General features: G+C 70.7%; 7 protein-coding genes. 3 read left to right on the top strand and 4 right to left on the bottom strand.

From position 1 onward, the window contains the following. Positions 1 to 89: 89 nt before the first annotated feature. Positions 90 to 1,337, bottom strand: a complete 1,248-nt coding sequence (locus ACH4XV_RS30845; RefSeq protein WP_395795494.1) for a PP2C family protein-serine/threonine phosphatase — start codon at positions 1,335 to 1,337, stop codon at positions 90 to 92. Between the two features lie 205 nt (positions 1,338 to 1,542). Between ACH4XV_RS30845 and ACH4XV_RS30840 the strand changes: the two genes are divergently transcribed. Then, positions 1,543 to 1,992: a MarR family winged helix-turn-helix transcriptional regulator gene (locus ACH4XV_RS30840; protein WP_395795634.1), complete on the top strand. Its 450-nt coding sequence runs from the start codon at positions 1,543 to 1,545 to the stop codon at positions 1,990 to 1,992. Between the two features lie 354 nt (positions 1,993 to 2,346). Here the strand turns inward: ACH4XV_RS30840 and ACH4XV_RS30835 are convergent, their stop codons facing one another. The 3 genes from ACH4XV_RS30835 to ACH4XV_RS30825 form a co-directional block, all read right to left on the bottom strand. After that, positions 2,347 to 2,760 carry an STAS domain-containing protein gene (locus ACH4XV_RS30835; protein WP_395795492.1) on the bottom strand — a complete coding sequence of 138 codons (414 nt, stop codon included), beginning with the start codon at positions 2,758 to 2,760 and terminating at the stop codon, positions 2,347 to 2,349. After that, entirely contained in the window at positions 2,757 to 3,788 is a 1,032-nt protein-coding gene (locus ACH4XV_RS30830) for a B12-binding domain-containing protein (RefSeq protein WP_395795632.1), read from the bottom strand. The genes ACH4XV_RS30835 and ACH4XV_RS30830 overlap by 4 nt, the downstream gene beginning before the upstream one ends. 137 nt (positions 3,789 to 3,925) lie before the next feature. After that, on the bottom strand, positions 3,926 to 5,614 hold the full coding sequence (locus tag ACH4XV_RS30825) for a SpoIIE family protein phosphatase (protein ID WP_395795490.1): 1,689 nt from the start codon (positions 5,612 to 5,614) through the stop codon (positions 3,926 to 3,928). Positions 5,615 to 5,958: 344 nt separating this feature from the next. Here ACH4XV_RS30825 and ACH4XV_RS30820 point away from each other — a divergent pair, with 344 nt between their 5' ends. Further along, positions 5,959 to 10,533 carry a HAMP domain-containing protein gene (locus tag ACH4XV_RS30820; protein WP_395795488.1) on the top strand — a complete coding sequence of 1,525 codons (4,575 nt, stop codon included), beginning with the start codon at positions 5,959 to 5,961 and terminating at the stop codon, positions 10,531 to 10,533. 56 nt (positions 10,534 to 10,589) lie between these two features. Continuing rightward, positions 10,590 to 13,037 (top strand): SpoIIE family protein phosphatase, encoded by a 2,448-nt coding sequence (locus tag ACH4XV_RS30815; RefSeq protein ID WP_395795486.1) that lies wholly within the window; start codon positions 10,590 to 10,592, stop codon positions 13,035 to 13,037. Positions 13,038 to 13,285 lie beyond the last annotated feature (248 nt).

The raw sequence follows: 13,285 nt of genomic DNA, 5'->3' as shown, positions 1-13,285 counted from the left end.
ACCGGCCGCCTGTGGCGCGCCGCGCCGAACGGAGCCCGCCCGCCGTCCCTCGCCGGACGGCGGGCGGGCCTCGGTGCCACGCCGCGCCGTCAGCGCGGAGCGTGCGGTGAGGCCCGGAGCGGGGACACGTGGGCACACGTGCGTTCGGCGTCGTCGGGCGGCGGGCCGTCGGGTGCGGTGGGCCGGCCGTACCAGTCCAGGCAGACGATCAGGGCGTCGTCGTCGGGAATGGGGCGCCCGCGATGGCCGGTGAGTTCACGCAGCACCGCGCGGGGCATCTCGGCGGGCGGCAGCAGTCGGGTGGCGCTGATCGCCCGAGCCAGCGCGCGATCGCCGTAGGCTTCGCCGTCCGGCGAGGCGACCGCGTGGACACCGTCGCTGACGAAGACCAGCCGGTCCCCGGGACGGACCCGGAATTCCTGCGCCCTGTAGTCGGTCTCCTCGAACATGCCCAGGGGCAGTTGCGCGTCGAAGTCGATCGGACTCACCGTTCCCGCGCGCAGGAGCAGCAGGCGTGGGGAACCGGCGTCGATCACCTGCACCCGTCCGGTGGCCAGTTCGAAGTCCAGCAGCAGGACGGACAGGTAGGCGTCGCCGCGGTACCGGGCATAGACGGCCTGGTCGGCGAGGGCCGCCTGGTCGGCGAGCGGGATGCCGGCGCGTCGGGCGTTGCGCAGGGCGTTGATCGTGAGGTTGCTGAGGAGGGCGGCGTCGATGCCCTCGCCCATGCCGTTGGTCACCGTCAGCGTGAGCCGGTCGGCGGTGGCGGACCAGTCGAAGTTGTCGCCGTGGACGGCGTAGGCGGGTTCGAGTTGGGCGCCGATGGCGTATTCGTCGCGGCGACAGGCGCGACCGGGCAGGAGTTGCCACTGCATCTCGGCCGCGAGGGTCAGCCGGTCCTTGCGTCGGGCCCGGAGGTAGAGGTCGGTGTCGCGTTCGGCGACGGTGACCGCGTGGGCGAGCATCTCGGCGATGTCGACGAGTTCGGACCGGACGGCCGGTGAACAGGCGTCGGTCGGGAGGGTGACGGAGAGGACACCGAGACGGTCGCCGCGTACCGTCACCGGGAGGTGTACGACCGTGTCCGCTCCGTGCCGCTCGTGCGCGGGTTCCTGCGCGCCGAAGACCCGACCCTGAGTGCTGTTGTCGATGGAGAGGTATCCGGCTTCCGGAGCGAGGGCGGACACCGGTTGCAGGACGGTCAGGCTGTAGTCGGCCATCAGCAGGTCGACGGCTTGTGCCCGGCAGTGCCGCGTGAGCACGCCGCGGATCGCGTCCAGCAGCCCGGGCGCGGGTGCGGCGCGCAGCGCCCGCTCGGCTTCCTCGTATACGTTCACAGTTTGTCTTCAGCCGTTCTCTGCGGATGCGGTACGGGGGCACCCTCATGGCGTGTTCGGCGAACGGCCGGACGGCCCGTCGAATCAATCGCCTTTATAGCGTCTATTGTGGTGACGGCACGGCCGTCGGAGAGGCGGGCGTCAGAGTAAGGCGGTGAGCGGGGTTACCTTCTCTCGACACGACCAGTCGGACGAGACGGCGCGTGTGGCGACCGTGGCGGCCGAATTGCTCGAGATGTTGTTGGGGCGTGCTTCCACGGCACCCGTTTCGCCCTCACAGCTGCGCGTGCTGTTTCTGCTGGAGCGGCACGAGGGCATCAACCTGCGCACGTTGGCCGCGGGCCTGCGGTCCACGCCCTCCTCGACGAGTCGTCTGTGTGACCGCCTCCAGGCGGTGGGTTTCGTCGAACGCCTGCCCAGCGCCAATAGCCGCCGTGAACTCCAGTTGCGGCTGAGTGGGCGGGGATGCGCCTTTTTGGCGGATCTGCGGGCCCGGCGTGAGCAGGAACTGGCAGTCGTCACGGCGCGCATGTCGGGCGAGTCCCGGGCGATGCTGCTGAAGGGCCTCGAATCTCTGCGCAACGCCGCCGGGCCGGTCATGGACGAGGCGACGGGCGACGCGTCCTCCCTCTCCTCGCGTGCGCGAACCGCCTGAGGCGATCGGCCGATTCGGGTGACAGGCGCGGTGTGCCCGCTCCACCGCGTGCGGGGAGCGCGAGATACGTGGGCCGGACACGTGCCGAGCGTATGTCGGCCGACGTCGATGTCCCATGGCGGCGCCCCCTTTCGTCGGATGAGCGAGCGGTGGCGCTCGGTTGCAGGCCGGCGATGCGCGCGTCACGTCGATGTCGTCCCCCGACGTCGACGGCTTTGCCCTGCCCCGGCGTCCCGATGCGAAGCGTATCGAATTATTGCCTGATGACAAATGTCGCGGTCGGACATGTATTCCGGGGTGGGTGTGAACGATCCGCCGTCGTGTCCCGACGCCCGGCCGACGTCCCGCCGACCATCAGGGGGAGGGTGCGGACCGGCCTTCGTCGCCGCTTGCGGCGAAGCCGCGCCCAGCCGTGGCGGTGGGCCCGGTGAGGTATCCGCCGACGCCGGTGATGTCGAGCAGGCGGGTCAGTCGCACGGGTCGACGGTGCAGATGCAGGGCGATCCCGGCGGCGTGTGTGCGGCGGCGCAGGCCGATCAGGACGGACAACCCGCCGCAGTCGATGGCGGTCAGGCCCGCCCAGTCCAGGTGCAGATGACGCAGCGCCGGTCCATACCGCCGCTGATGCGTGTCCAGCGCCGCGTTGACGCTCTCGGTGAACGTGGCGCCGGTGTCGTAGTCGAGATCTCCCCGAATGGCCAGACGCAGCGACCGGGTGTCGCCGGTCTCGACGTCGACGGAGAACTCGACGGGTGTGGGGGAGCTCATGGCGTTTCGGGGCCGGCGTGGGTGGGGGCCGTGGGCAGGGTCTCGCTCGCGACGCGGATGAAACCGAGCGCCCGGGGAAAGTCGCGCAACTGTTCGCCGAGGATGTCCAGCCCCAGGCGCAAACCGGCCGCGGGTACGTGGCGGGCGGTGAGTATGTCCCTGGTCCAGTCGACGAAGGAGGTGAACAGGTCCGCCTCGTCGACGTACAGGGCCGTCGCGAGGAAGTCCACGATGTGGGCCAGGTCCTCGGCGGTTCGTTCGCGCTGGGCGGCGCTGTACGCGCGCATGCCGGGCCCGCGCTCGTCGAGGGCGGCCAGGCACTGCCGCACCAGGGTGGCGCGGTTGGACTTGACGAACGTGTACTCCTGATCGGCCAGATGGGGCAGGTCGTCGATCTCGTGGCGTCGCTCGGCGTGCCGGGCGGTGATCCCGCGGGCCAGCCGGTCCGCGGCGCCTCGCGCGTCGGGGGCCCAGGCGTCGGCGCCCAACAGACGCGCGTAGCGGCCGTCCGCGCCGAAGGCGGCGCCGCCGACCATGACCGGGATGCCCAGCGACTGCACGGCGGTCACCGCCTGGTGGGCGGTGGGCAGGTGAGTGGGCAGCGAGGCCGAGAGCAGGGCGGCGGCCGGGTTGCTCTGATGCACGTGTGCGACCAGGTGCGGAGTCGGGGTGTGGGCGCCGAGGAAGTCCACCCGCCAGCCGCGCCCGGTGAGGGTCTCGGCCAGCAGCCGGGCGGGCAGGGCATGCCATTCGCCATCCACACACGCCACCGTGACGTTGCCCCGCGTCGGCGACGGAGGCGGTGCGGGGTGGTGGGCGAGGACGGCGATGACCCGGTCGATGATCGCGGTGGCCGCGTGCTCCTCGGCGACCCCGATCCGGTTCGCCGCCCATTCGAGCCCGACGCGACGCTGCACGGCGGCCACGATGTCCAGCAGCAGGGTCTCACCGTCGGCCCCGGCGTCGGCCGCCGCGGTGGCCAGTGCCATCGCGCCCGGCTCGTCCCGGCCGATCACGGCCGACCACAGTCGCTCCGCGAGATCGCGGGATGTGTCCGGGGCCGGGGCACCCGCCTTCCCGTCGCCTGCCTTCCCATCGCCCGTCTTCACGGTGCCCGTCGTGACAGTGCCCGTCTTCACAGTGCTCGCCTTCACAGTGCTCGTTGTCACGGTTCCCGCCGTCGTGGTCCGTTGCCCTCGTTGCCCTCGCGGTCGTCCGGGACAGGGAATCGGTCGACACCGTCGGCCGGATTGGTGATCGCCAGCGTGGCCATGTCGTCGTGACGACCGCCGCCCAGCCACTGGGCCGCCAGCATCTGTACCCGCTCGACCACGGCCTCCGCCGGCATGCGTGCACACTCCCGCAGAGCCTCCCGCAGCCGCTCCTCGCCGTAGAAGTCGTCACCCAGCGGCCCGCCGCGAGCCTCGGTGATCCCGTCCGTGTACAGCAGGCAGGTCTCGCCGGGTGCCAGCGCCACGTCCACGCTCCGCGTCCGGACGTCGGGCAGCGCCCCCACGAGGGTGCCGCCGGTCGCGGCTTCCTCCACCCGCCCGTCGGCGCGGACGATCAGCGGCGGCAGATGTCCGGCGCTGGTCAGCCGCAACAACACCTGCTCCGCGCTGCGCCGCACCGAGGCCAGCACCAGGGTCGCGAACCGGGTGTGGTGGGAGTTCATCAACGCGTCGTTGAGCAGGGCGAGGACCCGCTGATGATCACCGGACATCGGCACCAGCGCGTGCAGGACACTGCGGATCTTTCCGGTCAGGACGGCGGCCTCCAGGCCCTTGCCCGCCACGTCGCCCAGTACGACGAACGTCTCCCGGGACGCGTCCGCCCCGGGATGGACGTCATAGAAGTCACCGCCGACCCGCTCGTGGTCCTGCGAGGCCCGATAGACGCCGGCGTACTCCACGCCGTGCACCCGCTCCAGCCGCGGCGGCAGCAACTCCCGCAGCAGCGTGGTCGTGATCGAGGCCTGCTCCGCGTACAGCCGTGCCGCGGACAGGGCGGCGCCGGCCCGTGCGGCGAACAACCGCGCGAACACCTCCTCGCCGTCCGTGAACGCCCGGTGCGTGCTCGCGCGCAGCAGGATCAGCACCCCGGCCGGCACTCCGTGTCCGGGCAGCGGGGTGACGATCACCGAGCCGATCGGACCGGCGAAACCGGGCGGCACGCTCCAGTCGGGAATGTTTTCCGGGTCGATCCACCGGGTCGGCACCGGCGGGAAACCCTGCAATGCCTCCGCCAGTCCGGGAACCGTGCGCGGATCGATCGACACCACCGTACGTGTGATGCCGGCGCCGGCCTGCGCGTAGGTCAGCGCGTGCCGGCGACCCTGGGCCGCGACGATGACGACCGCGGCGTCGGCCAGGTGATCCGCGGCCATCCGCGCCGTCACCTCCGCGCATCGTTCGAGGTTCAGCGACGACAGCAGCGCGCCGGAGACGTCCGCCAACAGCTCGGCACGCTTACGCTCGTTGCGCAGTGCCTGCTCGGCTCGACGCAGATCGGTGTCCTCCACGAGCCACCACACCACATCCCCGTTCTCGATCCGCGAGGGATGCGCCGCGAATGTCCGACCCGCCACGGCGCCCGACACCGCCTCCCGCGGCGTCGCGGCCGAGTCCAGGTGGCGGTGGTGCGCCCGCGCGAGCCAGTGCGGCAGGCCGCCCGAGGTCAGACCTTCGCCGACCGCCTCGGCGTGCGCGAACAGCCGGCGCGCTCCTTCGTTGGATCCGATGACGTCCCCGTCGGGGTCGACGACGAGAACGGGGCAGGGGGCGCTGTCCCATATCGAGGCGACGTGAGCGTCACCATCGTGCGGAGTCTTGGGTGTACCCGAAGGACGGATCACAAGCCGGGGAACGCGTCGCGCGCACCCCACCACCTCTCTATCGCTGGACAACAGTTGTCTTCATGCAACCGTGTCCTATGCTCCAGCCATACGCAACACTGGGAATAAAACGGGCAATTCTCCATCTAAGCCTCATAAGTGCCACCTTATCGGGCCTGCCCCAGCGTCGAGGAGGTCGACCATCACCGGAAAGGCCGATGCCGGCGTGTCCAGGATCACGTGGCCGTGTCCGTCGGGTTTGCCGACCGCGTGTCGTCGGGTGAGCGCGTGGCGAGGGCGTGCGGGGGTTCCGCAGAATAGGGGCGAATTCCCGGAGGCCGGCGACCGAGGCGAGGGCGGATCAGATGACCGATGACGTGGACACCGGGCTCGTGCCTCCCGCGCGGACGCGGCACGAGACGGACGTCGTGGGCAACGCCGAACTGCGCCGCCTGCTGGCCGGGTTGACCGCCGTACGCGACGGCGACTTCGGCGGCCGACTGCCCGACGACGGCGACGGCCTGCTCGGGGAGATCGCCGGGGTGTTCAACGGCATGGTCGACCAGCTGGCGCTGTTCACCTCCGAGGTCACCCGGGTGGCACGCGAGGTCGGGTCGGAGGGCACCCTCGGCGGTCAGGCGCTCGTGCCGGGCGTGTCCGGGACGTGGGCCGATCTGACCGACTCGGTGAACGCGATGGCCGGGAACCTCACCACCCAGGTCCGTGACATCGCCCAGGTCGCCACGGCCGTGGCGCGCGGCGATCTGTCGCAAAAGATCGACGTGGACGCGCGCGGCGAGATCCTGGAGTTGAAGGAGACCGTCAACACGATGGTCGACCAGCTCTCCTCCTTCGCCGCCGAGGTCACCCGGGTGGCGCGCGAGGTCGGCAGCGAGGGGCGTCTGGGCGGACAGGCGCAGGTGCCCGGCGTCGGCGGCGTCTGGCGCGACCTGACCGACTCGGTGAACTTCATGGCCGGGAACCTCACCGATCAGGTGCGCAACGTCGCGCAGGTGACGACGGCGGTCGCGCTGGGAGACCTGTCGCAGAAGATCACCGTGGACGCGCGCGGCGAGATCCTGGAGCTGAAGAACACCATCAACACGATGGTCGACCAGCTCTCGGCGTTCGCCGACGAGGTCACCCGGGTCGCCCGGGAGGTGGGTACCGACGGGCGCCTGGGCGGCCAGGCCGACGTCAAGGGCGTCTCCGGCACCTGGCGCGACCTGACCGACTCGGTGAACTTCATGGCCGGCAACCTCACGTCCCAGGTACGGTCCATCGCCCAGGTCGCCACGGCGGTGGCGCGCGGCGACCTGTCGCAGAAGGTCCGGGTGGACGCGCGCGGCGAGATCCTGGAGTTGAAGGAGACCATCAATACGATGGTCGACCAGCTCTCGGCGTTCGCCGACGAGGTCACCCGGGTCGCCCGGGAGGTGGGTACCGACGGGCGCCTGGGCGGCCAGGCCGACGTCAAGGGCGTCTCCGGCACGTGGAAGGACCTGACCGAGTCCGTCAACGTGATGGCGGAGAACCTGACCGCGCAGGTGCGCTCCATCGCCCAGGTGACCACCGCCGTCGCGCAGGGCGACCTGTCGCAGAAGATCCGAGTGGACGCGCGCGGCGAGATCCTGGAGTTGAAGGAGACCATCAATACGATGGTCGACCAGCTCTCCGCGTTCGCCGACGAGGTCACCCGCGTCGCCCGCGAGGTCGGCACCGAGGGCAACCTCGGCGGGCAGGCGACCGTGCGCGGCGCGTCCGGCACCTGGAAGGACCTCACCGACAACGTCAACGTGATGGCGTCCAACCTCACCGGCCAGGTGCGTTCCATCGCCCAGGTCGCCACCGCCGTGGCGCGTGGCGACCTCTCCCGCAAGATCACCGTCGAGGCCAAGGGCGAGGTGGCCGCCCTCGCCGAGGTGATCAACACCATGGTCGACACCCTGTCCGCGTTCGCCGACGAGGTCACCAGGGTCGCCCGCGAGGTCGGCACCGAGGGCATCCTCGGCGGGCAGGCCCGCGTACCCAACGTCGCCGGGACCTGGAAGGACCTGACCGACAACGTCAACTCGATGGCGAACAACCTCACCGGCCAGGTCCGCAACATCGCCCTGGTCACCACCGCGGTGGCCAACGGCGACCTGTCGAAGAAGATCGACGTGGACGCGCGCGGCGAGATCCTGGAGCTCAAGACCACCATCAACACGATGGTCGACCAGCTCTCCTCCTTCGCCGCCGAGGTCACCCGGGTGGCGCGCGAGGTCGGCAGCGAGGGACGACTCGGCGGACAAGCCGAGGTCGAGGGCGTCTCGGGCACCTGGAAACGCCTGACCGAGAACGTCAACGAACTCGCCGGCAACCTCACCCGCCAGGTCCGCGCCATCGCCGAGGTCGCCAGCGCCGTCGCCGAAGGCGACCTGACCCGCTCGATCACCGTCGACGCCTCCGGCGAGGTCGCCGAACTCAAGGACAACATCAACGCGATGGTCGGCTCGCTGCGCGAGACCACCCGCGCCAACGAGGAACAGGACTGGCTCAAGTCCAACCTCGCCCGCGTGTCCGCGCTCATGCAGGGCCACCGCGACCTGGCCGTCGTCGCCGAACTCGTGATGGACGAACTCACCCCCCTGGTCGGCGCCCAGTACGGTGCCTTCTACCTCGCCGAGGACGGCGCGACCGGAACGGGGCTGCGCCTGATCGGCTCGTACGGGCTCGGCGCGGACGACGGCCACGCGACGCACATCCCGCCCGGGCGCACCCTGGTGGGCCAGGCCGCCCGCAGTCGGCGCACCATCGCCGTCGATGACGTCCCCACCGACTACGTGGTCTCCTCCGGACTCGGCCGCGCCGCCCCCACCGCGCTGATCGTGTTGCCCATCGTGGTCGAGGACCAGGTGCTCGGCGTCATCGAACTCGCGTCGATCACCGCGTTCACCCCCGCGCATCGCGACTTCCTCGACCAGTTGATGGAAAACGTCGGTGTCAACGTCAACACCATCGTCGCCAACGCGCGCACCGACGAACTCCTCGCCGAATCCCAGCGCCTGGCCGGCGAATTGAGCGTGCGCTCCGAGGAACTGCAGCACCAGCAGGAGGAACTCCAGCACTCCAACGAGGAACTGGAGGAAAAGGCCGCGCTCCTCGCGACGCAGAACCGCGACATCGAGGCCAAGAACCTCCAGATCGAACAGGCCCGGCAGGAACTCGAGGACCGCGCCCGCCAGTTGACCCTCGCCTCGAAGTACAAGTCGGAATTCCTGGCGAACATGAGCCACGAACTGCGCACACCCCTCAACAGCCTGCTCATCCTCGCCCAACTCCTCGCCCAGAACCCCACCCGCAACCTCAGCCCCAAACAGGTCGAATACGCGGGCATTATCCACTCCGCCGGTTCCGACCTGCTGCAACTGATCAACGACGTCCTCGATTTGTCCAAGGTCGAGGCCGGCAAGATGGACGTACACACCGAACGTGTGTCGCTACGCCGACTCCTCGACTACGTCGAGGCGACGTTCCGGCCGATGACCACACAAAAGAGTCTGACCTTCGACATCACCATCGGCCCCGGCGTACCGGCCGACCTGCTCACCGACGACTCACGCCTGCGGCAGATCCTGCGCAACCTGCTGTCGAACGCGGTCAAGTTCACCGACCGCGGCCACATCGCGCTGCGCATCGAACCGGCCACCGAGCACGAGGTCCCCGCCGGCGTACCGCGCGGTGACGCCGTCGTGGCCTTCCGCGTGCGCGACACCGGGGTGGGCATCGCCGAGCACCAACTCGAGACGATCTTCGGCGCGTTCCAACAGGCCGACGGCACCACCAGCCGCAAATACGGCGGAACCGGCCTCGGGCTGTCGATCAGCCGCGAGATCGCCAACCTGCTCGGCGGCGCCATCACCGCAGAGAGCACCCCCGGACAGGGCAGCGTCTTCACCCTGTACCTGCCCGCCGTACACAGCGCCGCCACCGCCGCCGTCGGCCCGGCGTTCGTCACACACCCCCCGGCCCTCGACGCCTCCGGTATCGACGCCGATCCGCAGCCGCGCTCCCTCGAACCCGCCGCGCCACCCGCCCGGCGGCGCGTACTCGTGCTGGAGGAACGCCCACAGGGTTTGTTGAGCCTGGTCACGCAAAGCGCCGTGGCCGACATCGCGACCGGCGGACACGACGGTGTCGGCGGGCCGGGCGTCGACGTCCTGACCGTCGTGGACGCCCAGGAAGCCGCCGCCACCCTCGCCGCCGCACCCTGTCACTGCGTCGTCCTGGACCTGGACATGCCCGACGGGCAGGCACTGACCCTCCTGGACGCCCTCGACGCCGACAGCGCCTCCGCGAACGTTCCCGTCCTGGCCCACAACACCCGTCGCCTGCCCCGGGAACAGACCCGCGCCCTGCAGACCCGCGCCGACACCAAACCCCTGGAACTGCTCGCGGGCCTGGACGAACTCCGCGAACGCATCACCCTGCACCTGTCCGCCGAACAGCCCGGTGACGTGCTGCCCCTGGTCCACGCCACCGAACGCACCCACCACGCGGCACCGACCCTCGACGCCGCCCTCGCCGACCGCACCGTCCTGATCGTCGACGACGACACCCGTAACCTGTACGCCCTCAGCAGCATCCTCGAACTCCACGCCGTCAACGTCCTCCACGCCGAGAACGGCCGCGAGGGCATCACCACCCTCGTCGAACACCCCGAGGTCGACCTGGTCCTGATGGACGTGATGATGCCCGAGATGGACGGCTACGCCGCCACCGCCGAAATCCGCCGCATGCCCCGCTACACCGACCTGCCGATCATCGCCGTCACCGCCAAGGCCATGCCGGGCGATCGCGACAAGAGCCTGGCCGCCGGGGCCAGCGACTACGTCACCAAACCCGTCGACACCGACCACCTGCTCGCAGTCCTCCGCCGCCACCTGCTCCCCTCCTGAGAGCACCCCGCCGGTCGACCCCGCCCGACGTCCTCGCCTTCGGGAGTGAAACCATCGTGAGCAACACCGCACCCCCACCCGAGACATCCCCCCGGGAGGACGGCGACGCCCCGACGGGCCCGCACACCGTCACCGGGAACGAGATCGCCCCCGTACCACCGCGCGGCGAGAGCGCCCCGGAGCACGCGTCGGCCGTGGGCCGCCTCGCCGCGACCGTCGAACGCCTGCGCCACGAGATCCGCGCCGCACACGCCCAAGCGGACGGTCGTGCCCTGATCGAGACGGCCAAGGGCATCCTCATCGAACGCCTGCACTGCAGCCCCACCGAAGCCGCCCGACAACTCGCCTCCCTGGCCGACCACGCGGGCGTGAGCGTGATGGAACTCGCCGCCGACATCCTCGACCGCACCGCCGCGGACCGCCTCACCGAAGCCGCCTGCGACTTCGTCACCGAAACCGCCGCCCCCGCCACACCTCCCGACGGCAAGACCGTGAGCGTGCGCCTGCGTACCGCGGAAAGCGGCGCCTGTGCCGCCGACGACACCCAGGCCGTGGCCCGATCCCTGCTCGAACACGCCCTCGCGCCCCTGGGCGCCACCGCCGTCGCCGTATGGGCCATCGCCCCCGACGCCTCCCTCACCCTCGCGGGCAGCGCCGGATTCACCGACCACGAGGCCACCCGCTGGCGACACGTCCCACCCGGAGTGGCGACCTTCGCCCGCCAGGCGCTCGCCGATCTCGACTGGACCTGGACCTCCGACCTGTCCCGGTCCGGAACACCCTCCATCGGCCGACACGACCTCACCGGCGCCCGAGCCGCCGCCCCGGCGGGCACCGGCGGCCGGATCCACGGCATCCTGGAGATCTGCTGGCCGGATCCGCTGCCCGAACAACCCCCGCGCCTGCGCCGCCAGATCGAGGCACTGGCCGAACTGTGCGCGCACACCCTCGAAACCCACCCGGTGCCCGGCGACCCCACCGTCACACACCCCGCCACGATCGACCTCGTCGAGATCGCCGACTGCCTCCACGACCCCGCCCTGGTGCTCGTCCCGCACGTGGACGAGCACCGGCAACTCGTCGACTTCCGGGTGCATCACGTCAACGCGCGCTTCCTCGACCCCGCCGGACGCCCGGCCAATCTGATCCACGGCGCCCTGCTCCTGGAGGCATACCCCCTCGCCGCGACCCCCGGCGGGCTGTACGACATCGTCGAGCGTGTCCACGCCACCGGCGAGTCCTACCGCGCCGAAAGCGTCACGCTCACCGCCCTCGTCGACGACGTCCGCCTCGACGCGATCGCCGACGTCGCGCTCAGCCGCCACGCCAACGCCATCCTGCTCGTCTGGCGCATCGAACACGAGGCAGCCCGACTGGCCCGGCTGCTCCAACACGCCCAACGACTGGGCCGCATCGGCGGCTTCGAGGAAGACCTCGCCACCGGCGCCGTCACCTGGAACGACTCCCTGTTCGCGCTGCACGGCCTACCGACCACCGCCATCCCCGTGGCTCTGGCCGACCTGCCGAACCACGCACACCCCGACGACACCGCGGCGCTCGCCCGATTCCTGCACACCCTGGTCCACCGCCGCCGCCACGCCACCGTGTCCTTCCGCCTGGAACGCACCGACGGTGTCACCCGACGCTTCCGGATCGTCGCCGAACCGGTCCTGGACTCCGACAACCGCCTGCTGGCCATCCGCGGCGCCTACCAGGACGTCTCCGCCCAACACTGGACCGAGGTCGCCCTCGCCGCGACCCGCGACCGCCTCGCGCACAGCGAACAACAGGTGGGCGAACAAAACCGCCTCGCCCGCCAGCTCCAGCACGCGATCATGCCGTCCACTCCCGCCCCGCTGAACGTCGAAGGTCTCCAGGTGGCCGTGCGCTACCGCCCGGCCGAATCCGACACCGCCGTCGGCGGCGACTGGTACGACGCCCTCGTCCTGCCGTCCAAGAAGATCCTGCTGTGTGTCGGCGACGTCGCCGGACACGGCATCCACGCCGCGACCAGCATGATCGTGCTGCGCAACGCGCTGCGCGGCCTGGCCATCACCGGCGCCGGCCCCGCGCAACTGCTCACCTGGCTCAACACCGTGACGCACCATCTGACCGACCAGGTCACCGCCACCGTCGTGTGCGCCCTGTACGACCCGGGCACGCGCACGATGCGGTGGGCCCGTGCCGGCCACCTGCCCCCGGTGTGGATCCGCGACGACACGACGCAACGCCTGTCCCTGCTCGACGGCCCCCTCCTCGGCGCCTTCGCCGAGGCCGGCTACGCCGAGGAGGAAATCCACCTCGCCCTGGGCGACACACTCCTGCTCTACACCGACGGCCTGATCGAACGCCGCGACCACTGCCTCGAAAGCTCCCTCGACCAACTCCTGGCCGCCGCACGCGCCGTCACCGCCACCCTGGACGAACGCCTCGACCGACTCCTCACCCACAGCCGGGCGGACACCGACGACGACACGTGCGTGGTGGGCATCCAGATCACCTGACCCGACGCGTGGGCCGGGGCGGTCGTGTGGAGGTGCGAATGACTCCCGCATTCTTCACGGCCGTCCCGGCTTGTCTCACTCCTACCCGGAGAGTTGGTTTTCATTTCGGGGGTGCGGTGGTGTTTTCGGGTTTTCCGACGGGCGAGTGCCGCCTCGCATGCACAGGGAAAAGGGTGGGGTGTGGGGGGGGGGCCCCGACAAAGGGGGGGCACCCCACCCCCCCCCACACCCTCTCGCGGGGGCGCCAC

The sequence above is a fragment of the Embleya sp. NPDC020630 genome (genome assembly GCF_044334985.1).
Classification (GTDB): Bacteria; Actinomycetota; Actinomycetes; order Streptomycetales; family Streptomycetaceae; genus Embleya.
The sequence above is the reverse complement of the archived record's forward strand: the minus strand, read 5'-3'. Positions and strand labels throughout refer to the sequence as shown.

Bases quoted from the DNA above. Each gene is read 5' to 3' on its own strand.
- ACH4XV_RS30835 (WP_395795492.1), bottom strand. From the start codon at position 2,760: ATGAGCTCCCCCACACCCGTCGAGTTCTCCGTCGACGTCGAGACCGGC.
- ACH4XV_RS30820 (WP_395795488.1), top strand. From the start codon at position 5,959: ATGACCGATGACGTGGACACCGGGCTCGTGCCTCCCGCGCGGACGCGG.